The 25,945-nt window shown below is 67.6% G+C and carries 12 protein-coding genes; 5 read left to right on the top strand and 7 right to left on the bottom strand.

Annotated elements, in window-relative coordinates; translation table 11 throughout:
* The first annotated feature begins 1 nt into the window (after position 1).
* The 4 genes from J8F10_RS21400 (at position 2) to J8F10_RS21415 (ending at position 2,081) form a co-directional block, all read left to right on the top strand.
* On the top strand, positions 2-373 hold the full coding sequence (locus tag J8F10_RS21400; protein WP_210657234.1) for a hypothetical protein: 372 nt from the start codon (positions 2-4) through the stop codon (positions 371-373).
* The gene (locus J8F10_RS21405; protein ID WP_315854140.1) at positions 370-861 is read left to right on the top strand and encodes a hypothetical protein; all 492 of its coding nucleotides are present in this window, start codon (positions 370-372) and stop codon (positions 859-861) included. The genes J8F10_RS21400 and J8F10_RS21405 overlap by 4 nt, the downstream gene beginning before the upstream one ends.
* 595 nt (positions 862-1,456) lie before the next feature.
* Entirely contained in the window at positions 1,457-1,606 is a 150-nt protein-coding gene (locus J8F10_RS21410) for a hypothetical protein (RefSeq protein WP_210657236.1), read from the top strand.
* A 70-nt stretch (positions 1,607-1,676) separates the two neighbouring features.
* Complete coding sequence (locus J8F10_RS21415) at positions 1,677-2,081, top strand: hypothetical protein (RefSeq protein ID WP_210657238.1); 405 nt, start codon at positions 1,677-1,679, stop codon at positions 2,079-2,081.
* Positions 2,082-2,113: 32 nt separating this feature from the next.
* Here the strand turns inward: J8F10_RS21415 and J8F10_RS21420 are convergent, their stop codons facing one another.
* From J8F10_RS21420 to J8F10_RS21450, 7 genes are all read right to left on the bottom strand, one after another.
* Positions 2,114-2,599: a hypothetical protein gene (locus J8F10_RS21420; protein WP_210657240.1), complete on the bottom strand. Its 486-nt coding sequence runs from the start codon at positions 2,597-2,599 to the stop codon at positions 2,114-2,116.
* Between the two features lie 504 nt (positions 2,600-3,103).
* Positions 3,104-3,544 carry a GatB/YqeY domain-containing protein gene (locus J8F10_RS21425; protein WP_210657242.1) on the bottom strand — a complete coding sequence of 147 codons (441 nt, stop codon included), beginning with the start codon at positions 3,542-3,544 and terminating at the stop codon, positions 3,104-3,106.
* Positions 3,545-3,816: 272 nt separating this feature from the next.
* Positions 3,817-4,323, bottom strand: coding sequence for a hypothetical protein (locus J8F10_RS21430; protein ID WP_210657245.1), 507 nt, complete (start codon positions 4,321-4,323; stop codon positions 3,817-3,819).
* 909 nt (positions 4,324-5,232) lie between these two features.
* Complete coding sequence (locus J8F10_RS21435) at positions 5,233-5,892, bottom strand: hypothetical protein (RefSeq protein ID WP_210657247.1); 660 nt, start codon at positions 5,890-5,892, stop codon at positions 5,233-5,235.
* Positions 5,893-6,029: 137 nt separating this feature from the next.
* Positions 6,030-7,382: a transposase gene (locus J8F10_RS21440; RefSeq protein ID WP_210657249.1), complete on the bottom strand. Its 1,353-nt coding sequence runs from the start codon at positions 7,380-7,382 to the stop codon at positions 6,030-6,032.
* Positions 7,383-7,546: 164 nt separating this feature from the next.
* Positions 7,547-13,306 (bottom strand): glycosyltransferase, encoded by a 5,760-nt coding sequence (locus J8F10_RS39940; RefSeq protein ID WP_210657252.1) that lies wholly within the window; start codon positions 13,304-13,306, stop codon positions 7,547-7,549.
* A 47-nt stretch (positions 13,307-13,353) separates the two neighbouring features.
* Positions 13,354-14,307 carry a glycosyltransferase family 4 protein gene (locus J8F10_RS21450; protein WP_210657254.1) on the bottom strand — a complete coding sequence of 318 codons (954 nt, stop codon included), beginning with the start codon at positions 14,305-14,307 and terminating at the stop codon, positions 13,354-13,356.
* Between the two features lie 512 nt (positions 14,308-14,819).
* Between J8F10_RS21450 and J8F10_RS21455 the strand changes: the two genes are divergently transcribed.
* Positions 14,820-25,553, top strand: a complete 10,734-nt coding sequence (locus J8F10_RS21455) for a DUF7948 domain-containing protein (RefSeq protein ID WP_210657256.1) — start codon at positions 14,820-14,822, stop codon at positions 25,551-25,553.
* Positions 25,554-25,945 lie beyond the last annotated feature (392 nt).

Raw genomic sequence — 25,945 nt, forward strand, 5'->3', positions numbered from 1 at the left:
CATGCGCGCTGACGACTTTCTTCGGGCGGCCGTCGAGTGGGTCGCCATCCGTGACGCGGTTCGGGCCGTGTACCCGGCCGAGAAGAACCCGTTTTACACGACCGTGTGCGGGATGTACCGGGAGCTCGCGTGGTGCCACGTGCTCTTCCACAAGGGGCAGTACGTCCCCGTCGTGACCCGACTCCGGGCCATCGGTGAAGGGGCGCTAAACATCGTCTTTCCGGCCCCCGTGCCGATGTCCCCGAGCCAAACTGAGGTGATTGCGTTGGCCGCCGAAGTCCGCGCCAGCTTCCGGTCCGCGGTGGTCGCCCGCTACCCGGCCGCGTTTGACCAGTTCGGGCGACCCAAGACCCGGTTCCGGCGCTCGGCGTGATTACGGAGATGGTCAACATCATGTGTGTCGGCGTGGCCTTGGCGTACAGCGAGCTGCCTCTCCTGCTCATGGACAAGCACGGGCTCGACGAACGCATTCATGACCGGGGCGGTGAAAAAGAAGTGCGGTTTTACTGGGCCGCGACCCCGACACTACTCCCGGTGTGGTGGAACGGGCGCCTCCAGGTCGTTCGGTGGGGGAACAAGGACCGGGCCGAGCGCAAACTGCCGCCGACCGGTTGGACCTGGGAGGATTCCATCGTCGCGGGCAAGTGGTCCGAGTTGGCCCCCGAGCCGGTCGTCGTACCGGCGACTTACGGGCTCGCGAACGGGGTCTGGTTCAAACTGAAGCAGGGAATGCGAGGGCTGCTGGTCCACGACCGCAAGGGCGCGCCGGTCGTGTTCCTCATCTGCCAGCCCGCCACGCGCTACTACCAGGTGATGACACGAAGCGAGTGGATGCCCCTGCTCGTCGACGAAGTGATTTAACCCATCACCTTATCGTGCCGACTCGAAAGAGGGTACGCCCTCCTGAACGATGCCCTGACAAACGCCGTCGCGGAACCGGAGGGTGGCTGAGTATCTCGGCGCACCCCAGGTGAGGTTCTGCCCGTCGCCGGCGCTGATTGATGAATGCGGTGCCCCGAGCCATTTACGAACGTCCGCTTCGTGCCGGCCGACGAGCGGCTGTAGCATCTGCACCGCCCGGACCAGCGCTCGAGTTCCGTCGTCGACACGTGTCCGCGCGGTGAGTCTTATGCCACAAACGACGAGTAGACCGCCCCCGAGGATGAGTGTGAGTGGCGACCGTCCTAAACCGGTCGGCCCTTCGTCAACGAAGGCAAAACCGGCGACGAGACCGACGATGCCGCACAGAATCAGTAATCCGCCCGTTAAGTCGCTGCTTCGGCGCATGAGCCGTACCACGCATAGAGAGCTAGGGAACCGGTAAGTTCCAGATGTACCAGTTGTATGTGACCGTGAACAGACGGAGGGGCTCGTGTGTCGGCGAGGGCGTGAAGGGGCGGCTCCGCCATTCGTATCTTGAATGACCGTCAGCCGATTACGAAATGGAAGCGCGCAAATGCAGCTGTACTGGACGACCGCCGCGTCGGTCTCGCGCCACGAACCCGAGGATTACGTGCGCTCGCTCCGCGTGGACGTGCGGTGCTTCGACGAGAGCATCGAGCGCGAGTACCTGGTGGCCCGGGTCGCGGTGGACCACATCCTCTAGGGGCGACGCCATCGCGGACGGGGAGTCACTGTTCCGCATCTGCGACAACGACTCGCAGGGGCTCCACGAGTTGCACGTCATTCTCACCGACGGCACGAACAACATCCGCGACGACTTGGAGGTCCCGGCCCCGATTTCGTCCGTCATCTTCGTTCACAACGCGGTGTTCCACCCGGACGTTCAACGGTATCGCATCCCCGTACTCGACGCGGTCTTCAACTTGTTGGGCGAGTCCAGTTTGGCGGTGATGTGGCGTGAGGTCGGCGACCTAGCCGAGCATGAGCAGGTCGAGCTGGGATTGGCCCGTGTCGCGGGCACCAATCTCGTGTTCCGGCACAACGCCCTCACGACCCCGTACCTGGAGCAACATCCGCGGGGCATGGACATCGACTTCTACGGTACGAGAGAGACCCACCAGTGGGTCGTTCGGGAGTGGAAGGAGCGGATGGGCATCGAACCCGATGACACAGTGTGAAGCGGGTCCGAGAGCCACTCCGTTGAACCGACTCATACCGTGGCGCCACGTACTTGAGCGATGAGGTTGAGGTGCAACAGGAACGCCTCAACACTTCCGCACGCCCGAACCGCTTCGGCCACTCGCCGGGCCGGTTCGGCTCCCCCGCACTCCCCGACGACCGTGTTCACCAACGCGATGTTCGCCAGCACCGAGGTCAAATCGGGGCCCGCTGACGACGAGATTGGGACCAGAACAGGAGCGACCACCTCGGGAATCACCACCGCGACAGCCACCGGCACGGGAGCTCGTTCCGGGGTCTTGGTCGTGCGGGCCGCAGCCGGGACCGGCTTGGGCGCGGAAGCCTTCGCGGCCCGCCTCTTGAGCTCGCTCTTGATGTTGTGGGCCGTGGTCCGGATGACCCGTTCCGGGGACGTGACCCCACGCACCTTGGCCTTGCGAATCACCTCGTCGGCCGACAGGTCGAGGTTCTCCGACAGAATCGCGCGAACAACGGAACTCATGACCGGTACTGGCATTGGACGCCCTCGGGAGCGAACAGTTTGGGGTAAATCTGCCGTCCGTAGCAACTGGGCGGTACTTGGAGATATTCAAGGTCGCGCGACCGTTGGAAGCAAATTCAATCCGACACACGAGTTAGGATTGACATCGCGGTTATTCGGGTTGTGCCGGTTTAGCAAATCACGAGGGGTGAACCGTTTCGTCTTCCACGTCCTCTAACCCCCATACGGTCGGGTGGCTCCTCGCGACCCAACCGCAGTTGAAGGTCCTTTACATGAGCGGGTACACGGACGACGCGGTGCTGCGCCACGGGGTCGAGGCCGCGCGTCAACTACATCCAGAAGCCGTTCACTCCGAGTTCGCTCGCTCGGAAGGTGCGCGGGGTCCTCGACGCACGCATCCCGTCAAAGGGCTGAGCACAGAACGTCAATCAAGGTTAGCAGGAAACTCACCACGGGACCTGACTCAACCACCCCGCCACACCACGGAGTCGAGCAGTCCGTCCCTTGCACCGGGCATGCTTAGCCCCTCGCCGCGGCGACCACCGCCTTGACGTCGTCCGGGTTCGTCACCGCTCCCTTCGACTTGAGAACCTTCATCGCCACCCCCATCGCCTGCCCGTCGTTTTTGGCGGCACGCAACTCGTCACGATGCGGTTCAAGCGCGGCAGCGATAGCTTCCTGGTCCCACGCCCTTGGGAGAAGTGATTCGAGCAGAACCAACTCCGCTTCCTGCTGAGTGGTGTCCCGCCCCGCCTGCTTGGCCAGCGGAATCGTTTCCTTCAGTCCGGCGACCGTTTTCTTCACGACGGCGAGGACCACCTCGTCGGTGGCTTCGGTCTTGCGCCGAACGGCCTCGGCCTGTGCCTCCCCGAGCACCGTTCTGAGCGCGTCCCGGGTCAAAGTGTCCCCGCCCCTGACAGCAGCGTTCACGCGGGCCTTGAGGTCGTCGTGCAGACTCATGACTTCTCCGGTTCCTGAGATTGAAACGTCGACGGACAGCGCGAGACGTCCATGAGTAGAGCGGCCGAACCAACTCTTCCGGTTCGGGCCTCGTTCGACTTACCCTGCTGACGCCCCGCTCTTGCCGTCAGGAACCGCGGCTTGGCACCGACCGCGTACCCGAAGGCCGCGACATCACGTTGGGCCATCGTCAGGTCGGGCGCCGGTCGCCCCAATATCCGGTCATTCGCAATGAGTTTTGGCACGCAGATCGACCGCGACACACGAATGGGTCAAACAGCAGGTCTCCGAGTAATGTGAGCTAGTACCGCGGCGAATTGTATGCAGGCAAGAATCGCCGCGCCGCGTTTGGATCGAGGATTATCGGGTTGCTCGCGTCTTAAAACGCGGCCCCGTCGGTAGGCTTGCTCCAGATCGCCAAGTGCGACAAGAACTGTAACCCGGAGTGCGACTCCTCGCATGTTCTTGGTATGGGGATGAGTGGGAGGAAGGAGGCGGAGCAGGGTTGGGACATGTTGGCGTGAATCCGCTTCCGTTATCGTCGGCGGAATGGGATCACCGAGCCCCTCGGTATCCGATGAGATGGTGTCCGCAAGGCGATCGAAAAACGCTCCCAACCGGTACCCGCTTCGTTCGGCAGCGACGGCCAAGGCGAGAATCGCGTCGCGGCGGATGCCGCACACGTTCTGAGTCATGTCGATTGCCAAGAGAAGGGGCATATTTGATGGGCCGAAGATCGCATCAATGGCTTGGTCAGCCGTGTACATCAAGTCGTTCATGACCGCTTACTCCCTTGCTCCATTCCTTCAAAGTCACTCTAGATCCGGCGTTCGGCGAGGGTAGGCGTTCACGAGTCGAAAACGTGATCGAGCCCCATTGATGTGCTGTCTTAGCCGAGTCGGACAACCAACTGACCAGTGGCCTCTTGTACTACTACGGCTGAGTAGCCGCCGAAGTTGAATCCGGCCGGCCGCTGCCTCAGTTGCAGAACAAGTCTTTCGCCCGTCCCCACGACATCCCAGAAGTAGCAGATGCCTCCAGCCTTGGACATAGCTAATTCGGTCTGATCATCGCCCACGGTATCCGGATCTTCTCGATACTCCCATTCAACATCGAACGGAAGGACGCCCGGCATAGGCACCCCAGACCGGCCGTGTTTTCGATGGCTCCTCTTGGGACTTGAATCGCAATCGGCAGGGGCGAGTCTTCCAGTTCCTGATACAGGTGAATGCAGAGGGCATCCCCAGGGCTACGCACTACGAAATCCGCCTGGAATAACGGGTTACAGCGACACATGGCGTGAAAATGGAGTGCCGCTCGACGCAACTTTAAGCAGGGCAATGACTTCGTAGTGCGGTAGCCCTGAGGGCATCCCCAAGGTTAAGCCGGTCGGGGGTGGAATAGAACTGTCCCAGGAACGCCATCTCTTTCCCCGTAGCCGAAGACACGGGAATGTTCGGAGGCATGTGGGTGGGCAAGCTGCCGATCCGATCCGGCGCACCGTGATGCCCGGCCGTGAACCGCATGTAGAACGCAGGAGTGATGCCAGGGCCCTTGCGCGGGCACGTCCCGACGACCACAACTGCTGGGACCGCGTCTACGCGGAGGCCGAGATGTACCACTGGCTACGTGCACAAGGGTTGAAGTAGGATTTCACGGCGGTCACAATCGCCAGGCCGGTCGCGTACTCACCCGGCCCTAGCCCGGCTGGCATTCGACCGGGACAAACGGGGCCTCGACTCCTCCGCTGGCGGGCTGACGGTCACAGTGCTTGCGCATTCAGATTCATCAATATGTTGAGGAAGTCGCGGAAAGTACAGGCCCGGTGCAAGCGCGATGCGTTCGCGCTCCTCGAACCGGATGTCGGCCCACGCTTCGACCCGGATGCCGTTGATGGTCACGGCGTCGTGGTGAACGACCCGCAGCGTCCCGCGCACCGTGAGCGTCTTCCCCTCGCGCGCCCTCTTGGTCCGGTCCCCGATCAGTGACACGGTGCGCTCCTGATCATCGCCGTCGCGCATCACGGGACCACAGATCGTGCGCAGTTGACCGTTCACTCCCCACGTGTAGGACGGACGCCCTGTGGTAAATGTAATGGTCACATTGTCACCCACGAATCGCTTTGCATGGGCGAGCGTGAGCGTGTCGAATTTCAGGTTTGGAGGTTGGACGGGTTTCGCGCCGAAGAGTGCGCAGGCGAGAAGGGTGTTCATGGTTTGATTGGACCTGATCAACAGCTGAAATACAAGTAGCCGGGTTCCGTTCTGCGGTGGTGAATGGGTCCGGTTGCGTGCGCCGACGAGGTTCCCGCGCAACGTGGAGCTGTGGATCGCATGTGCGTTTGGCATGTGGTCTCGTGGTAGATACATTCCGTGGCGTCATCGTCTCGGAACGTATCTACCACGAGATGTGAAAAACGTTCGTAATACTCGGCGTAATGAGGTTTAGCAGTCCGTTGATTTATCCCACTTTTCCCGCGGCGACCTCAGGCGGCGTGACGGATCCGCCCGTGACCGGATCCGCGGGCCCAATCTCGCCCCCAACCCGCTCCTCGGCACCACCGTCGCCATCCGCGGCGCAACAACGCTCCACCTACCCCCTGCAACGACCGCGGCTTGCCAATCCCGGTCAACGTCCGCAAGATCCGGCCCAGGTTGTGAGCCGCCACCGCCAGCAGGTACCGCTTCGTCGCGTTCACCAGCCCACGCAGATGGCTCCGACGCCCCCCGCCCGTCTCGCACACGTGCGCGAACGTTCGCTCCACCACCTCGCTCCGCCGCCTCTGCAACCGCGTGCTCTTCGAGCGACTCGTCCGACTCCGGTTGTTGAGTACCGCGCGCCGCTGCGCCTCCGAACGGCTGGATAGCTTGATCGGGTGCTGCCGCCGGGGTTCCGGGATGTACGTCCGCCACCCGAAGTCGGCACACGTCTCCAACGTCGGGGCCGCGTGGTACCCCTTGTCCGCCGCCACCTCCCCGATCACCGCCGCGCTGCCGCACTGCTCCAGGTTCTCCTGCGCCGCGAGGAGGCTCTCCGCCATCGTCGCCGCGTCCCCATCCGTCGCCAGGCGAATCTCCGCGGCCAACACGAGGTCGCTCTCCAGGTCCACCACGTGCTCGGCCTTGTACGCCAGGTGCGTCGTGCCATCCTTCATGCGCGCGATGCGGGCGTCCGCGTCGGTCGAGGATTTCCACTCCTCGTTGCTCACCTTCTTACCCTTCCGCTTCTTGTCGAAGCGACGGGCCGCCTCGTTCGAGGGTTCCTCGTCCGGCCCAATCTCCCCGGCCGCACGCATCAGCGTCGTGACGTACTGCTTCCAGTCCTCGCCCGTGTCGCGGCGGACGATCGACTTCATCGCCGCGTTGGCTCCGAGCAGCGTGCTATCGACGCCGACCGTGGTGCCGGCGATCAGCTTCTTCGCCTCCGCGATGCCCAGCACGAACCGAAATACCTCGTCGAACACCTCTTCGGGCAGCCGCTTGCGCGTGTTGGTGAGGGTGGAGTGATCGGGCGTGGCCTGGTCCAGCGGGATGCCGAGGAACACGCGGAGGGACAGGCTGTCCGAGCAACGCCAGGCGATGCCGCGCTGGGAGTCGAGGCCTTCGAAGTACCCGACGAACAGCATCCGGAAGTAGACGCCCGGGGGCACGCTGGGCCGGCCGCGAGCCTCCTCGCGCTCGTAGAACTCGGCGCAGCGGCGCTGGATCCAGTCGTCGAACCCGTTCTCGGCGAGGAGGGCGTTGAGCCGTTGGTAGAACGGGTGGGCGGCCGAGGGGGCGAGTTGGTCGGTGGTGATGAACAGCGATTCTTGCTGCGGCTTCCGCTTGCCCATCGCCATCGCGTGACTCCACGGGTCCGAATCCAATGTTCACAAGAGTAGCGCGGCCGTGGGAATACTTCAACGGGCTGTTAGGGGAGGCAGAACGAGTGCAACTGAGTGCCAGGTTCGGGATGGCGTTGCGCTCCGTTGCCCGAATCGGCCCCGATCGCGTATGGCCGCCGTCACGCGCCCGGTGCGCCGTCGAGAACCCCCTCGACCCAGCGCCCGGTCTTGCGGTACAGAACCTCGAGGTTGCGCTTGGCCTGCTCGTTGGTCGGGTCCAGTTCCAGGACCCCGCGGAACGCGGCCTCGAGGGCCTCGGGCGCGGCGTCGGCCGCGATCCGGGCGTGGGACAGCGCCATCCGCAGGCTTAGTGAACCCGGGAGCCGGGTGACGGCCTCCTCGAGCACCGCGATCGCGCCCGGGTGGTCCCCGCGTGCGCCCTTCCACCGGGCGGACAGGACCGCGGCCTCGGCCGCCCCGACCTCCCCGGCCTCCCCGAGGGCCGCGAGCTGGCGCGCCAGGCCCGCCTCGTTGCCGGCCTTGACGCACACCTCGCCGAGCCCCACTTGCGCGGGCAGGAAGTGCGGGTCGTGGACCAGGGCCGCGCGCCACAGCCCCTCGGCCTCGGGCAGCCGGTCCTGTTCCAATAGCAGGACCGCGAGATTGTGGCGCCCCTTGACCGCGCGGAGCCCCGTGTCCACGCTCGCGAAGTGCGGGGCCTCGGCCCCGTCGATGAGTTTGCGGTACAGCCCCTCGGCGGCCCGCGGGTCCCCGGTCTCGCGCGCCAGCCCCGCGGCCAGGAACACCAGTTCGGCGTCGTCCGGGTAGTGCGTGCGCCCGAGCCGGCACGTGGCCTCGGCCCGCTTCGCGCTTCCGCCCTGGTGCTGGCACCGGGCCAACAGCGCGTACGTCTTGCGCACGATCGAGTCCTTCACGTGCGACCCGGCCAGGCTCTGCTCGAGCGCCGCGGCGGCCGCGGCAAAGTCCCCGGTCTCGTGGTAGATGCTCCCCAGGTTGAACAGGGTGAACGGGTCCCCGGGCTTCTCGGCCGCGTCGAGTTTCAGCAGGCGCAGGTCCCGGTCGAGTTTGCGCCGGCGGACCGCGGGGTCCACGTACCCGACGTGGCGCACGCACACCTCGGACCATTTGACCTCGGCCCCGGTGGACCGCAGGGCCGGGAGGATCTGCTCGTGGACCCGGTACGTCCACCGGTGCGCCGGGTGCAGCCGGAACAGGCGCACGTGGTCCACGGCGGTGGCCCCGGCTCCGGGCCGGTCCGGGACGCACAGGCACTTCATGACGAACGCCTCGTTCGCCCCCGACAGGCCCGCGAGCAGGGCCCTCAACTTGTCCCGGTTCTCGGGATCGAGCCGGTCGTCGGCGTCCATCCAGAACGCGTAGTCCCCGGTGGCGCGTTCGAGGGCCGCGTTGCGGGCCGCGGCGAAGTGGTCGACCCACGGGAACTCTCCGACCACGCACCCGAAGGACCGGGCGATCTCGACGGTCCGGTCGGCCGAGCCCGTGTCGATCACCACGGCCTCGTCCACGAGATCCCGGACGCTCTCCAAACAGGCCCCGAGGTTGTGTTCCTCGTTCCGGACGATCATCGTGAGCGAGACCCGGGGGTTGCGACCCGCCACCGCCGGGACCACGGGGCGCGCGGGGTTCCCGTTCGGGACCGGAGCGGGCGCGGCGTACCGGGCGGCCTCGTCCGCGCCCCACTTGGCCCGGTAGAGGGCCAGGTTCTCGGTCAGTTGTTTGCCCGTGTCGACCCCGAGCCCGCGGAACGTGGTGCTCCCGAAGTGGTGCACGTAGCAGTCCAGGGCCACGGCCAAACCGAACCCGGCCCGGCGCGCGCGCAGGCACAAATCATCGTCGTCGAAGAACCCGAGCCCGAACCCCTCGTCGAGGCGGCCGATGTGCTCGAACACAAGGCGCGGCACGAGCAGGCAGAACCCGGTCAGGCGCGGGACGTCGAGGGTCCGGCCCGCGAACGCGGTCGCCCGGGCCGCGGCGAACGCGTCGAGCCCGGTCAGGTCGGCGTACCCGGGCTCGACGAGCTGCGGGGGCGGGGCGTAGTTGGTGACCGCGCCGGCCAGGCCCGGGCGCGCCCCGGCGGTCGCGCACCGGACCAGCCGGTCGAGCCACCCGGGGGTCACGACGACGTCGTTGTTGAGGAGGACCAGGAACGCGCCGCGCGCGGCCCCGAGCCCCTGGTTGACCCCGGCCGGGTACCCGCGGTTCTCGGGGTTGTGGACCACGACCACGCGCGCGGGGCCGGGCACCCCGACGAGCGCGTCCAGGTACGCCGGGGTGCCGTCGGTCGAGCCGTTGTCGACGAGGATCAGTTCGTAGGGCGCGCGGGTGTGGGCGAGGACGCTGGCCACGCACAGCCGGGTCACCTCGAGCTCGTTACAGCACAGCACGACGAGCGACACCAACTCGGTCTCGGCCGCGGCCCCGGGCCGAACGGCGGGAGCCGGCGCGTGCAGTTGAGCGGCCCGCACGGGCGTTCGCGCGCGCAGGACCCGGACCCGGTCCTCGATCGCCGCGGCCGTACGGGCCCAACTCCACCCCAGGGCCGCGCGCCGCCCGGCCGCGCCCCGGGCGGCCCGTGCGTCCGCGCTCGAAACCACGTCCCGGAGGATCGCGACGAGCGCGTCGGGATCGGGCTCGAGCCACCAGGGGCGGCCCGCCGTGGGCACGGACCCCACGGCCTCGTGCTCGAAGTAGCGCAGCCGCGCGGGCACGCGCCACCCGGCGGCCGGGGGCACGAACTCGTCGGTGGGGCCGCCCGCGGTGACGACCACGGGCAGTCCGCACGCGAGGGCCCCGAGTACCGGGAGCCCGAACGCCTCGGCCCGGTACGGGGCCACGAGCGCGTCGCACGCCGCGAACAGCCGGGGCACGTCGCTCTCCGCCAGTTCCGCGGTCAGGTCCAGGACCTCGGGGGCGTCCGGATCGGTCCGAAACGTGCGGACCAACGCGTCTCCGGCCCCCTCACGCGCGGCCCCGGTGCCCGACCCGCGGATCACCAGGCACACGTCGTCGGCGCGGGCGAACGCCCGGCGGTACGCCCCGAGCAACGCGTCCAGGCCACCGCGCGGGCCCGCCGTGCCCGCGAACAGGAACTTGGCGCGCTTCGCGGTCGCCAGCGGGAGCGGTTCGAGCCCCGGGCGGAACCGGTCCGGATCGATTCCGGGGGGCACGAGCGCGATCCGGTGCTCGGGCACCCCCGAGGCCACGAACGCGCGGAGCACCGCGCGCGACGGGACCCAGAGCTCGTCCACACTGGCGAGCAGCGGATCGATCCAGGCCCGGGGCACGCGCCCGAACGCCCATTCGTGCATCAGGACGAAGGGGCCGGAGCCCGGGGGCGGGGTGAAATCGGGGTCCGGCCGGTGGCGCACGTGGACCGCGCCGGGGTGCTCCCGGCCCACGAGCGCGGCGAGTTCGGTGGGGAGCACCCCGCGCGCCGCGGGTCCGTCGCGCCCGGTGCGGGGCACGAGCCCGAGCTGGTGGCCCCGGGCCGCGAGTTCGGTGCAGACGGCGCGGCTGGTGCCCGGGAGGTCGTCGTCCCCCTTGAACGCGCCGTCCCAGGTGACGGCGATCCGGGCGCTGTCCGCCCCGGCCGCGGCCCCGAGGCCCTCCCCCTTCATGAGGAACGCGACCCGGGTGCCCGCGACCCGGTACACCGGCTCCGGGAGCCCGAGCGCCGCGAGCCCCTGTTCCACGTCGCTCTGCGGGGCCGGTCCCGGGGGCTCGTGCAACACCAGGCACCCGCCGGGGCGCAGGGCCGGGTACGCCCCGCGCGCGCCCGCGCCCCCGGCCGCCCGGTCGCGGGCACCGTCCAGAAGGACCAGGTCGAGGGTGCCGAGCCGGGCGAAGTCGAAGTGGCGCGGGTCCGCGGTGAGGAATTGAGCCTTGTGCGCGGTGCCGGACGGGTCGGCCGATTCGGGGGCCGGGTCGCGCCGCACCGCGTCGGCCGGGTGCGGGGCCGTGGCGAGGGTGTAGACGACCGCGTCGGGCGCGGTGAACGCGGTCAGGTTGTCCACCATTGATCCGGGCGCGGGACCGATCTCCAGAACCCGGCGTGCCCGGACGTGGAGCGCCAGCGCGAGGACCGCGTGCGTGTCGAGGGGCGCGGCGGAACCGGGGCGCGCGCCCGCGGTGTCGGGGCTCCCGAACCGGGCCACGAATTGTTCCCGGTCCAGGTCCACGAACCGCGCGCGGCGCGACGGCGGGTGCCCGGGAGCCGGAAACGAGGTCGGGGCACTTGGCCTGTTCACGGGAGCCGGTCGCGCGACCGGCCCGGCCATCAGGTCCGGGGCCGCGGCGGCGAGGACCCGGCGATCCGCGCGCACCCGCTCGGCGTCCTCGGCCCGGCCCGCGGTATCGAGCGCCCCGATCAGGGCCGCGGCGCTGGCGCGGTCGAACGGGTCGTGGACGACCGCGAACCGCAAGTGCTCCACCGCTTCTTCCGGTTTGTCGGCGCGCACGAGCGCCGCTCCCAGGGCCGCGCGCAGGTGCGCCTGTTCGGGACAGCACGCGACCGCGGTCGCGTGGTCCTCCGCGGTTCCGGTGCATGCCGCGATGAGTTCCAGGGTCCGCCCGCGCACCAGTCGGGCCTGCTCCCGACGGGCGGCGCCCGGATCGTCGGGGTGCTCGAACCCGGCCCGGTCCCAGCCCACGCGCACCCAATCGAACCGGGCCGGGTACGGCACGCTGTCGGCTTCCGCCGCCGTGAATTCCGGGTTCGCGTCCAGCTCGGCCACGAGCGACCGGCCCGCCGCGAGTGCTTCTGCCGTGCGCCCCAGTTCGGCCAGTGCGAGCGCCCGGCCCAGGGCCGAAACCCGGTTCCCCGCGGCGGCCGCGGCCGCGAGGTGCAGTTCCGCCCCGGCCGGGTCGCGCGCGAGCACCCCGAGCGCGTGGGACTCCCCCGCGGCGCTCAACTCGGCAACCAGTTCCGGGTCCGCGTCCGGCCCACCCCGGGCCGCGCGCTGCCACACGCGCCCCGAACGCGACAGGGGAGTTGGGCGCGCCGCGCGCTGCCGGGCCCGCTCCCGGACCTCGTCCCAGCCCGGCCCGCCGACCGCGAGCGCGGCTTCGATCAGGGCCTCGAACGTGAACCCGCGCGCCCGCGCCCGCGCCGCCGCGGCGATCGCGCGGCGTTTGTCAGCATCGGCGAGCAGATCGGCCACGACCGTTTCAAAGTTGGTGTCCGTGTAGGGCACGAACTCGGTGCCCGGCTCCAAGTAGCTCGGCACCTCGGCGTTGTCGGCCTCCTGGAGCAGGACCGCGCCGGACGCCGCGGCCTCGAGTGCGCGCAGGTTGCACTCCCCGCGCACGGACCGGTTGAACGCGAGCTTCGCGCGCCGCAGCAGGGCCCGGTACTCGGCCCCGAACACGCCCGCGGCGATGTGGACCCGGAACCGCGCGCCGAGTGCGGCCAGGCGCCCGAGCCACGGGAGCCGGTCCCCCTGCACGGTCGGGCTCACGTTCCCCGCGAACACCACGTCCAGGTCGCGTTCCGCTTCGGGCGCGTCGAGCCCGGCCGCGAAGTGCCGGTCCAGCCCGTACAGGTTCGCGGCCCGCACGTGTTCGAGGCCCGCGCGCCGCAGTTTCTCGGCCGCGGGGGCGTCGGTGAGCACCAGGTCGGCGTGCGGGAGCCGGTGCCGGTACCCGGACCAGAGCAGGTTAGGGTCCGCGGCCAGGGCTACGACCGGGACCGGCGCGGCCCACGCCCACGCGGGCACCGAGGCGTAGCTGGGCCACACGAGCAGCGCGTCGGGCGGCTCACCGCCCAGTTGCCCCGCGGCGGCCTCCCACGAGCGGCACCGGGTTCCGAACGGGGCCCAGCGCCCGGCCGCGAGCGGGGCGCCCACGAACTGGTCGATCCACACGGGGTCGTCACACGGACCCAGGAGCACGCGCGCCATGTCGCACCGGGCGGGGGATAAGGGGATCGGAACGAGAACCACCGACGCTACGGTTCGCCCAGGAGCCCGCGCCAGCACCGCACGATGTCGGCTTCCTCGCGGGCCACCGAGTAGTGCTCGCGCACGTACGCGGCCCCGGCCGCGCACCGGGCCCGGAGCGCCCCGGGCGCGGTCGCGCGGAGCCGGACCACGTCCTCGACGGCCCGCGCGAACCCGACCACGTCCCCGAACTCGACCGGGTGGCAGAACTCGGGGCGGAAGTACTCGCGGCCCCCGCGCCCGTGGTACCCGACCAGCGCGCACCCGCACGCCAGGGCCTCGAGCGGGGGCAGCGGGCACCCCTCGGGGTGCCCGAAACTGAGGAACACCGCGCACGAACCGAGCAGCTCGGCCACCTCGGACTCGGGGCGCCCGTCGATCGCGACCAGCTCGTACCCGCGCAGCGCGCCGCGGTGCGTGAGCAGGTTCAGCACCTGGGTCACGTCGTGAGCGTTCTTGCGCGGCATGTACGCGACCCGGGGCTCCTTCTCGGCCCGGTACGCGAACAGGGCGGTGTCGATCCCGTAGTGGAGCCGGACCAGGCGCGCGGCCGGGAACGCGTACGCCAGGTACTCGCGGTTGTCCTCGGAGATCACGAGCGTGGCGCGCACCTCGGGATGCGTGTACGGGGTGTTGAGGTCCACCGGGTCGAGCGCGTAACCGCGGAACGTGAGGTACGCGTTCTGGTTGAACACGACCTTGGGGACGCCCGGGTACAGGGCCGCGAGGTCCGGGCCGTACACCTCGGGGATGACCACCACGTCGGCCGGGTCCGGGCGGACGTCGGCCCGGCACCGCACGGGGGTGGCGCCGGCGAACCAGGCGCACCGGAACCCCGGGGCCTCGTGGACGACGGCCGCGGGGATCCCGTGGGCGTTGAGCACGTCCACGTGCCGGTACAACTTGCGGATCCCGCCCGCGGGCGGCGCGTGGTCCGGACACAGCACGAAAACCGTGGGCACATCACTCCCCATGAAAGGGCCGCCTAGTGCCCGCACCGGGAGGGGCGGCACACGAGCCGGGCACGAAAAGACGGTTCCGGGGGAGCCGTCCCTGCGTTCTCCGGCTACTCGCTCCGCTCCAGCCGCGGTGCCGGCCCACCGATTCCCCTCGACACAAAATACACGACCGCGGCCAAAAAGAAGCGAATGCGGGCACCATCCGGTGGCCCGCCGGATCACCGGACGCTTCGGCGGGCCGCCCCGGGTCCGGGGCGGCCCGAACAGGTCGAACGTGTCGGCCCAGTCTAAGCGGGGAGCGACCGGATCGGAAAGCCCTCGTGTGCAATTTTGTACGGCCCCGCGATAAAAATTCTGGTCCCGCCGTGTTTACGCTTGACGGGCATTCGTGAAACGGGTGAAATCTCTCGAGTCAGTATTAAACACAAGCTCGTGCGTCTCGTCATGAGCTCGATTCGTGCGCCCGCTCGGCCCGAGCGGAGCGGCTCCCGGTCCTTTCTTCTCCCGGATTGCCCATGCCGCGCCGCCTGCGCCTGTGGATCGACCCGTTCGCCGCGCTCCAGGACCTGCGCGCGTTCGTCACCGCCCGGTGCCGGGCCGCGTGGCGGCGCCTGGCGACCGCCCCCGGACCGGATCACCGGGTCCAACCGTTCAAGCTCGAACTGCACCCGATGGACTGGCGCAACCCGCCCTCGGAGACCATCGGGGGGACCGTGCTGCCGCTCGCGGCGACCGCGGCAGCGGCCGCCGCCGCGGTGTACTTCGCGACCACGTTCGAGGCCCGGGCGGCGCACGCCGGGGCCGGCGCGGCGGGTCCCGGGACGGACCCGCTGGGGTACGACACGAGCCCGGCACTCGTGCTCCCGGTCGCGCTCGAACCGGACCCCGGCGCGCCGGGCCCGTCGAGCACTGGGCCCGGCCCGGCGCCCGACGGCGCGGGCAGCACGCTGCGCGCGGACCCGGAGGAACCCGACCCGAAGGACGCGCCCGGTGAACCCGGTGCGAGCGGCACGCCCGAAACCGACGGGGGCACGTTCGCCGGGATCGGGGGCGGGGGCGCCACCGCGGGCGGAACCGGCTCGAGCGCGCCGGGCGGGACCGACGGGTCCGCTCCGGTCGGCGGGTTCGACGGCGGATCGGGGCTCGGAGGGGCCGGCACCCCGAACTTTTATCCCCGGTCGGTCGGCGTCTCCGGTGGGACCGGGGGCGCGGGTACCGGGACGAGCAACACGACTGCGGCGGACCCCGCGGCGCCCGGAGCCGCGGGGGCCGCCGACGGGACCGGGGCCGGCGGGGCGGGCCAGTCAGCCGTGGACGGGGGCCCGCCGTCCGGAGTACCCGCGGGGCGGGCCGGCGCGGCCCTGAAGTTCGACACCTCGACCCAGCCCGTGCGGTTCGTGCGGAACGCGGGCCAGTGGGCCGACGGGCTCGATTTCGTGGCCCGCGGGGCCGGGTACCAGGTCGCGGTCGCGCGCGATTCGGCCACGGTCGCGCTGGCCCGGACCGCGACCGACGCCGAGCGCGAGCGGTTCGGGGGCGGGACCGTGTTCGACGCCCTGCGCCTCGAGTGGGCCGGCGCGAGCCCCGACACACAGGCGCGGGGCGAGGGGCAACTGGACTCGGTCTCGAACTACCTGATCGGGTCCGACTCGAAGGGCTGGCACACCGGGGTCGCGGAGTACGCCGCGGTCCGGTACGCGGACCTGTGGGCCGGGGTCGACCTGGTGTACCGCGGGGCCGGGACCAAGCAGATCGAGTACGACCTGGTGGTGAAGCCGGGCGCCGCCCCGGACGAGCCCGGCTTCACCGTGCGCGGGGCCGACGCGCGCGTGGACGAGAAGGGGCAACTGGTGCTCACCACGGCCGCGGGCACGGAACTGGTCCAGTCCGCCCCGGTCGTGTACCAGACCGCCGGTGACGGGGCGCGCGAACCCGTGACCGGTGCGTACCGGCTCCGCGCGGACGGGTCGGTCGGGTTCGCGGTCGGCGCGTACGACCCGAGGCGCGAGCTGGTGATCGACCCGGTGCTCGTGTACACGACCAACTTCGGGGGCTCGGGGACCGACGTGGCGTACGGAGTCGCGTCCGACATATACGGCAGCACCGCGGCCGCGGTCGGGTACACCGAGTCCGCGGACTTCCCGACCACGGCCGCGTTCGACGCCACACTCGGGAGCACCCGGGACGCGTTCGTGACCCGGCTCGGACCCACGGGCACGCTCGTGTGGTCCACGTACCTCGGGGGCGGGGGGGCCGGGCCGGGCGGGTCCGACGAGGCCCACGGGGTCGCGTTCGGGGGCGGGTACGTGTACGTGACCGGGCAGACCGGGTCGACCAACTTCCCCGTCACCCCGGGCGCGTACCAGACGGCCCCCGCGTTCGCGTCGTTCAGCTACGACGCGTTCCTGACCGCGCTGATGTCCGACGGGTCGGGGCTCGTGTACTCGACGCACCTGGGGGGGACCGGGCCCGCGGTCGCGAACGGGGTCGCGGTGGACTGGACGGGCGAGGCGGTCGTCGTTGGGTACACGGGCAAGGGCCCGTTCGGGGCCGACTTCCCGACGCTGAACGCGGCGCAGGGGGCCCGGGGCGGGGTGCGGGACGCGTTCGTGACCCGGTTCAACGCGGCCGGGTCCGGGCTCGTGTTCTCGACGTTCCTGGGCGGGTCCGCGAGTTCGCTGGAAACCGCGTACGGGGTCGGGATCGAGACGAACGGGGCCATCAACGTGGTCGGGGTCACCGACTCCTCGGACTTCCCGGTCCCGATCTCCGGGTACGACCGGACGTTCTCGGGCGGGTCCGACGCGTTCGTGATGCGGTACACCGCGTCGGGCGCGATCAGCACCGGGACCCTGTTCGGCGGGTCCGGGGGCGAGACCGGGTACGCGCTCGGGTTGGACAACCAGGACCGGGTGTACGTGACGGGCTCGACGACCTCGACCGACCTGCCCACGCGGAACCCGGTGCAGGCCGCCTCGGGCGGGGGCCAGGACGCGTTCGTGGCCAAGTTCACGAGCCTGACGTACGCGCCCGACTTCGCCACGTACCAGGGGGGGGGCGGGACCGACGCGGGGTACGGGATCGAGGCCGACACGGACTGGCGCGCGGTCGTGACCGGGACCGGCGGGGCCGTGGTGCGGTACAATCGGGCCGGAACCGCGATCGAGTTCACCGGCACCGGGAGCGGGCTCACGACCGGGTACGCGGTGGCCACAGGGGGGAACGAGATGTACGCCGCCGGGGCGGGCCCGTTCGCGAACGCGGTGGTGGTCCGGTTCGGGGACATCCCGGCCCCGGTGATCACCGGGTTCGCCGACGACACGGGCTCGTCGAACACGGACCGGCTCACGTACGACACGACCCCCACGATCAACGGGATCGGGCCCTCGGGGGCCACGATCTCGGTGTACCGGCGCCGGACCGTCGACGCGCTCCCGGCCCTGCTGGGCACGACCACGGCCACGGTCGGGGGGCTGTGGACCTACACGTACTCGAACGGGTCGGTCAACGGGGCGTACGTGCTCACGGCCACGGCCACCTCCGGGGGCCTGACGTCCGTGCCCTCGAACCCGCTCACGTTCACCCTGGACACCACCCCCCCGGCGGTCGCGGTGGCGGTCGCGACCCAGACGTACGACCGGCGCCCGCCGGTCGCGGTGACCGCGTCGGACCTGTACGGGCTGTCGGCCGCGGGGACCGTGGTGCTGGACGTGGACCTGAACGGGGACAACGACTATCTGGACGCGGGCGAGGCGAACTTTGCGAGCGGGGTCCTGACGAACGGGGCCGTCACGTTCGATTCGTACGCGACGTACCTGACCGTGGGGGTGACCGCGCACGTGCGGGCCCGGGCACTGGACCTGGCCGGGAACGAGGGCACGTCGGCGCCGCAGTCGGTGCTCGTGAGCGCGTCGCCCGCGACCTGGGCCGCGGTCAGTGCGACGCCCGCGCTGCGGAGCGGGTACGCCGGGGCGTACGGGTGGACCACGGTCACGGACGCGCTCGTGTACGCGGGGAACGTGACCGCGTCGGTGGCCCTGGACCTGGACGTGAGTACGACCGCGTGCGGGTGCCAGGACCCGTACCTGGTGTACAACTCGCAGGAGGCGGCCCCGGCCCCGACGGTCCAGGTCCGGGTCCAGAGCGACAACGCGCTCGGGGTCCCGACCCAGGTCCTGGGCACCCTGACCTGGGACGGGGTCGCGATCGGGACCGTGGCGTACGACCTGAGCGCCGTGTCGCCCGGGGGCGAGTGGGTGTTCGGGATGGCCCCGGCCACGAACCTGGGGACCGGGCGCCACACGTACGCCCTGGACCTGTTCGTGGACTTCCCGGGCACAATCAACGACGTGTCCCGGAGCGTGACCGGGCAGACGTTCCTGGTGGACCGGTCCGGGAGCGCGTACGGGGCCGGGTGGAGCTTCTCGAACACGGATGCGCTGGTTCCGGTCGCGGCCTCGGGCGCGTACCCGGCGGGGCTGTTGCGCCTGTACGGCAAGGGCGGGTGGGCGTTCTACGCGTCGGCCGGGGGGAGCGCGTACACGTCGCCCCCGGGCGACGCGGGCACCCTGGCCGCGGTCGCCGGCGGGTGGCGGTACACGGGCTGGGACGGGAAGGTGCTCGCGTTCGATTCGTCGGGCCGGATGACCACGTGGACCTCGGCCGACGGGACCGAGACCATGACGTACACGTACGACGGGGCCGGGGCGGGGACCGCGATGCGGGTGGCGACGATGGCCGGGCCGGACGGCGGGGTCGCGACGTTCTCGTACACCGGGGGGCTCGCGTCGTCGGTGCTCGCACCGGGGGCGCGGACGACGACATTCACGCTCTCGGGCTCGGACCTGGTGACGGTCACGGACCCGGGCGCGAAGACCCACACGTTCGTGTACACGGCGCACCGCCTCGCCACCGAGACGGAGAACGGCGCGGCCACGGCCTACAGTTACTCCAACGGGCTCGCGCGGACGGTGAGCGCCACGGTGGGCTGGGGGACGATCACCGCGGCCCTTGCGACCGGGGTGGGGAAGGCGGGAACCGTGACCGGCGGGGGCGTCCGCGGGGACTACACGGACGCGCGCGGGAACGCGACCGTGACCGCGTTCAACACGTTCGGGCAACCGCTCCAGCGTGTCGCGCCGGACGGGGGCACGGAGGCGTACGCCCGGGACGCGAACGGGTACGTGACCGGGTACACGGACCAACTGAACCGGGTCACGGCGTACACGGTCAACGCCAGGGGGCAGGTCACCCAAACCGTGCGCCCGGACCTGACGGTGGCGACGGTCGCGTACGGCGGGGCGAACGGGGCCCTGTCGGCGTACACGGACCCGCGGGGCGGGCTGTGGACCTACACGAGCGACGTGTACGGGCGCCAGACCGCGGCCAAGGACCCGCTGGGCCGGGTCACGACGTACACGTACGCCGCGGGCCTGTTGCAGACCGCGGTGGACCCGCTCGGGAACGTGACCACGTACCTGTACGACGCGGCGCGCCGGCCGGTCGGCGCCCTGGTGGGCGGGGCGGTGACCGGGACGATCGGGTACGACGCGGCCGGGAACGCGGTCACCTGGACCGACGCGCTGGGCAAGGCCACGACCACGGGGTACGACGGCGCGGGCCGGGTGACGGGCGTGACCGACGCGCTGGGGAAGACCACGACGAGCACGTACGCGGCGTCCGGGCAGTTGCTCTCGACGACGGACCCGCTCGGGAACGTGACCAGTTACGTGTACGACGTGCCGGGGAACGTCATCGCGGTAATCGAGGGGTACGGGACCGGGCTCGCGCGCCGGACCACGTCCGTGTACGACGCGGCCGGGAACCGAATCGCGAGCATCGACCCACTCGGGCACCGGACCACGACCGTGCTCGACGCCCTAAACCGGGCGGTCGCGATCATCGACGCGATGGGGAACGTGTCGACCACGGTGTACGACCTGTCGGGGCAGGTCGTAGCGACGGTCGACGCGCTGGGCCGGGTGACCCGCCCCGGGTACGACGCGCTGGGCCAGCAGGTCACGATCACGGACGCGATGGGGAACGTGTCGACCACGGTGTACGACGCGGATTCGCACGTGATCGCGACCGTGGACCCGCTCGGGCACCGGAGCACGAGCACATATGACGGCGCAGGGCAAATGATCGCGAGCGTGGACCCGCTCGGGAAGGCGACGAGCTACGGGTACGACGGCGCGGGGCGCCGGGTCACGGCGACGGACCCGCGCGGGAACGTCACCACGACGCAGTACGACGCGCGGGGCCGGGCCGAGGCCACGATCGACGCCCTGGGTAAGCGCACCACCTCGGTGTACGACCCGGCCGACCGTGTCACCGCGACCGTGGACCCGCTCGGGAACCGCACGAGTTACGCGTACGATGCCGCGGGCCGGGTTTTCGAGACCAAGGACGCTTTGGGGAAAGTCACCACGACCGTGTACGACGCTGCCGGGCACGTGATCGCGACCGTCGACCCGCTCGGGAACCGGACCACTACGGTTTACGACGCCCTGAACCGGGTGGTCGCGACCCAGGACGCGCTCGGGAAGTACGCGACGACCGTGTACGACGCGGCCGATCGCGTCCTGGCCACGGTCGACGCGCTCGGGAACCGCACGACGTACATGTACGACGACCTGAACCGGGTGACGACGACCCAGGATCCGCTCGGGAACCAGAACTCGACCCGCTTCGACGCGGTCGGGAACGTGGTGCGCACGTTCGACGCGAGCGGCCGCGCCCCGACGATGACGTACGACGGACTCGACCGGTTGATCACGACCACGGACCCACTGGGCGCGGTTTCGACGGTGAGTTACGACGCCGCCGGACACCAGGTCGCGGCGACGGACCCGTTGGGGCGGGTGACGACCGCGACGTACGACGACGCGGACCGCGTAACCGAGGTAATTGACGCGCTGGGGAACCGGACGACCACAGTGTACGACGCGGCGGGTAACGTGATCGCGACCGTCGACGCTCTCGGCCGGCGCGCGACGAGCACGTTCGACGTGCTCAACCGGGTCGTGACGGTTCAGAACGCTCTGAATCAGGTGTCGACGGTCGTCTATGACGCCGCTGGCAATGTGATCTCAGTAACTGATGCGCTGAATCATACGACGACGAGCACCTTTGACGCGCTCAACCGGATCTCAGTGGTGACGGACGCGCGCGGCAAGAGCACCACGACGTCGTACGACGCGGCGGGCAACGTGATTTCAGTGACGGACCCCCTAAACCATACGACGACTTGGTTGTACGATCGCCTTAATCGGGCCTCAGTGGTGACGGACGCGCGCGGCAAGAGCACCACGACGTCGTACGACGCGGTGGGCAACGTGATTTCAGTGACGGACCCCCTAAACCGGGTTACGACGTTCGGGTACGACGCACGGAACCTTCCAGTGATGCGAACCGATCCGGCCGGAAACGTTTGGACCACGCAGTACGACGGACTGGGCCGGGGATGGCGCCAGATCGACCCTTTGGGTCACGATACGCGTATCTTCTTTGATGCGGCCGGGCGCGCGGTTGAGAGCTACGATGCGGCCGGAGGGCGGCGCACCACGGTGCTCGACGGGGCGGGCAACGCGATCGCTTCGGTCGACCCCTTGGGGAACCGGACCACGGTCTCGTTCGACGCGCTCGACCGTCCGGTGGGAACGCAAGACGCGCTGGGTTTCAGGTCGACGAGCCTGTACGACGCGGTAGGCAATGTGACGGTCACGGTGGACGCCCTGAACCGGCGCACGACGACCGCGTTTGACGCATTGAACCGCGTCATGACAGTGAAAGACGCCCGGAACGGCGTTTCCTCGACGACGTACGACGCGGCCGGGAACGTCGCGACCCGGACCGACCCGCTCGGTCATACCACCAGTTACGGGTACGACACGGTGAACCGGGTGGTGATAACCACAAACGCGCTCGGGAAGGTCGTGACCACAGCGTACGACGATGTAGGGAATCTGATCTCGTCAACGGATCCGCTGAGCCACACAACGACCTGGGTTTACGACCAAGTCAATCGGAGGGTCGAAACCATTGACCCACTCAATAACCGGACCACAAGCGTGTACGACGCGGCCGGGCAGCCGAGTGCCTGGGTGGACGAACTCGGGAATCGTACGAGCTACGTCTACGATCCGCGTGGTTTGGTCCAGACAGTCACTGATCCGTTCGGAAAAGTGACCACATCGGTCTACGATGCCGCCGGGAACCGGACCGCGGTCATCAACGCGCGCGGGTACGTGACGACTTCGACCTACGACGCGCTAAACCGGGTGATTGCGACGACCGATGCTCTCGGCAACAGGACGACGAGAGTGTACGACGCCGCGGGCAACGCGGTCGCGATGATTGACCCACTCGGGTACCGAGCGACGAACGTGTACGACCAATTGAACCAAGTGATCGCCACTGTCAATGCGCTCGGGAACCGCGCGACAACCGGGTACGACGCGGTCGGAAACATAGCGACCCGAACCGACGGGTTGAACCGGGCCACCAGTTACGGGTACGATGAACTGAACCGTGCGATCACCGAAACGGACCCGCGGGGCTTCACGACCACAATTGCCTACGACGCGGTCGGGAACCAAGTGGGCCTCATTGATGCAGTCGGGAATCGCACCACCTGGGCGTACGACGCGGACGACCGGGTCACCTCGGAGATCAACCCTTTCGGTGCGAGCAAAACTTACGCGTATGACGCGGCCGGGCGGCAAACTTCCCAAATGGATCGACTGGGCCAGCGCCGCGATTACGCGTTCGACGACACGAACCGGGTCCTGACGGAGAAGTGGTACGCGGTTGGTGGGGCGCTCACCCAGACACAGACGTGGACCTACGACGGGGCCGGAAACATGCTGACCGCCCTCGACCCGGACGGCGCCTACACACTGACATACGACGCACTGAATCGGGTAACCACCGTCCGGGAGCCGTTCAGTCTGACCCTGACAATGGGGTACGACGCAGTGGGCAACCGGACCTCGGTTCAAGATTCCAAGAACGGGTATACTACGGTCACATTCGACGCGCTAAACCGGCAAACCAGTGAACAGACCGCGGGAACGGGCATCTCAGCGATACGGTTCGATTACGCTTACACGGCCCGCGGCGAAGTGGCGAGCTTCACCCGGTACTCGAACCTGCCCGGTACAACCGTGGTCGGAACCACAACCCATGACTACGACGCGGCCGGGCGCGAAACGCACCTCAAGAGCACTAACGGGGCGGGTACAGTGCTCGCAAATTACACCTACACTTACGATGCGGCCGGTCAGGTAACCACAAAGCAGGAGAACGGAACCACTACGATCTACAGTTACGATGCCACTGCCCAGTTGACGGCCGATGGGGCAGCGACTTACGGGTACGACGAGACCGGGAACCGGACGAATGCGGGGTATGTTGCTGGTTCCGGGAACCGGATGACGAGTGATGGGATTTGGACATATACGTACGACGCCAACGGGAACGTGATCAAACGCAGCAAGGGAGTAGTTAGTGACACTTGGGCGTACGGGTTCGATAACCGGAACCAGATGACGAGTGCGGCGTACAGTGCGACCGACGGTGGGATCGTGACTCAGCGCGTAACTTACGTGTACGACGCGTTGGGGAACCGGATCGAGCGCGACGCATGGAACGGGACGACAAGCGTCGAGCGTTACGCGATGGACGGCTGGGATCCGGCCAAGCTTAACCCGCTGGGAACCGAAAATTTTGATACCTGGGCGGACCTGGACAACGCGAACGCGCTTACCATGCGCCGGGCATTTGGCACCGGGTTCGATGAATTAATCGCCCGTCAGGCTTCAGATGGCACGGTAATGTGGTACCTGGCGGACAACCAACAATCGGTGCGTCAGTTGATTAATAACGTCGGTGGCATTGCTGGCACCCTTACGTACTCGGCATTCGGCCAAACGACGGTTTCAAGCGGTACGAGTGACCGTTACGAGTATACCGGGCAAGAGATCGATTCGACGCTAAATCTGTATTTATATAATGCTCGCATTTATGATCATCTCTCCGGCCGTTTCTTCCAAGAGGATCCACTTGGTTTCGCAGCAGGGGATGCCAATCTCTTTCGCTATGTTAAGAATAGCTCAACGAATGCTACTGACCCAAGCGGTCTCCAGCCAACAAGGTATTATCCACAAAATAGTCCGCTTTTGAAAGATGCTGCAGAGAAATTGCTCATTACGCAGCCGCGCGTTGTTGGAGTCGACATCACTGACGACGGAAAATTTAAGCTCAGGTATCCTGGTTTTGGAGGCGGGATTTACGCAGTTATCGGAGAATTCGAGATTATTGACTATCCAGAAGCGCTCCGGCGTATTTCCAAGGCAAAGGCTCCGCAAGGGAAAATGCCAATTGGTCAGAACCCTCCTTTTGGCGGTGGCTACGGAGGTTCCGGTGGCGGAATTGGCAATGGCACAACTTTTCCTGGTATTGACCGAGTATCGCCTCCTCCATCCGGAAAAGGTACCTTGCTTGTCCCCCCCTCCTTTCCCGGCGCCTTTGACCAAAAATACCCTGCGGGATCTGATGCGGTGGCAGCGGCTTTCAATACGATCAAGAACGGAATTAAAATCGACGGAGATAAGTATCCGCTCTGGGTTCATATTATGGAGCATTTTCTTCAGACCTATCGTACTGGAGGAGAATTGCGGTCAAATCCGTACATATTACCAGATAAATATAAAAGGGAAATGGAACTGCACTCTCGCCCTGTAATTTATAAAATACTTAAAGATGCTTATGACAAAGGCGGCATCTCTAGTAAGGTTGGATCGGGATTCAGTGTCCCTGAGCAAAAGGTGCGATGGTATTCGAGTGCGTGGGATTTGAATAACGAAAGGCTTGTCAAGTTCAAAGAGAAATTTACCGATACCGACGAGAATTTGTTTCGATCCCATGGAGGGGCGTGGATAACGATCGATGCACTAGGTAGTCAGGTGACCGGTAAGTCAACGGATCCGGATGGGACTGTCACCCTCAGACTGAAAGCGCAGGTGACTGTTCTTGATGCGGCTGACTTCTCAGATAAAGATTCGTGGTTTTCTCGTAGGCTTCGTCAAAATTGGCCAGGGTGGTTAGGTGACATCTATCGCGCCGCTGCTGTGCTCCAAGAGATAAACCCTAAGTCAGTATACTGGCATAAAATTACCTTTATAAGTGAATATGCAGTTACTATAGGTTGCGTTCCTCCTGGAACTGTCGCGCCCGGGGGGCGTTAGGCATGGGGTGGGCTTTGGCTGCCATGGCCTGGAGATTAAAAAGCTTGCGAATTAAAGATCAGATGTTTTTTATAAGCCCTGGCGAAACCCCGAAATCGCCTTGATAACGGCCCTGATTAGGGGCTTCGCCAGAACTTGTTAGCTGATATTTCGTATTATTTTATTAGTTATTTTCTGAATTGATTGTTATATACAAGCGTATTATTTGCCAATACTATATTTTATTTTTAAGTGGTTATTCTGTAGCTTGGATACTCAGCAGGGCGTCGTGCAAGCTGTAAGTGAAACGGCGAATGGGATAGGCTTGCCATGCCCGGTGTTCACATAATGATCTATTGCGAATCGATTAAATGCTTCTATTTTGACTAAGAAGGGTGTTGTATTATGTGCAT

The organism is Gemmata palustris (genome assembly GCF_017939745.1).
GTDB classification, from domain to species: Bacteria; Planctomycetota; Planctomycetia; order Gemmatales; family Gemmataceae; genus Gemmata; species Gemmata palustris.

What these genes read in the sequence shown, in the direction of transcription:
- J8F10_RS21400 (WP_210657234.1), top strand. Translation starts at nt 2, where the DNA reads ATGCGCGCTGACGACTTTCTTCGGGCGGCCGTCGAGTGGGTCGCCATC.
- J8F10_RS21410 (WP_210657236.1), top strand. Translation starts at nt 1,457, where the DNA reads ATGCAGCTGTACTGGACGACCGCCGCGTCGGTCTCGCGCCACGAACCC.
- J8F10_RS21420 (WP_210657240.1), bottom strand. Translation starts at nt 2,599, where the DNA reads ATGCCAGTACCGGTCATGAGTTCCGTTGTTCGCGCGATTCTGTCGGAG.
- J8F10_RS21425 (WP_210657242.1), bottom strand. Translation starts at nt 3,544, where the DNA reads ATGAGTCTGCACGACGACCTCAAGGCCCGCGTGAACGCTGCTGTCAGG.
- J8F10_RS21430 (WP_210657245.1), bottom strand. Translation starts at nt 4,323, where the DNA reads ATGAACGACTTGATGTACACGGCTGACCAAGCCATTGATGCGATCTTC.
- J8F10_RS21435 (WP_210657247.1), bottom strand. Translation starts at nt 5,892, where the DNA reads ATGCCAAACGCACATGCGATCCACAGCTCCACGTTGCGCGGGAACCTC.
- J8F10_RS21440 (WP_210657249.1), bottom strand. Translation starts at nt 7,382, where the DNA reads ATGGCGATGGGCAAGCGGAAGCCGCAGCAAGAATCGCTGTTCATCACC.
- J8F10_RS39940 (WP_210657252.1), bottom strand. Translation starts at nt 13,306, where the DNA reads ATGGCGCGCGTGCTCCTGGGTCCGTGTGACGACCCCGTGTGGATCGAC.
- J8F10_RS21455 (WP_210657256.1), top strand. Translation starts at nt 14,820, where the DNA reads ATGCCGCGCCGCCTGCGCCTGTGGATCGACCCGTTCGCCGCGCTCCAG.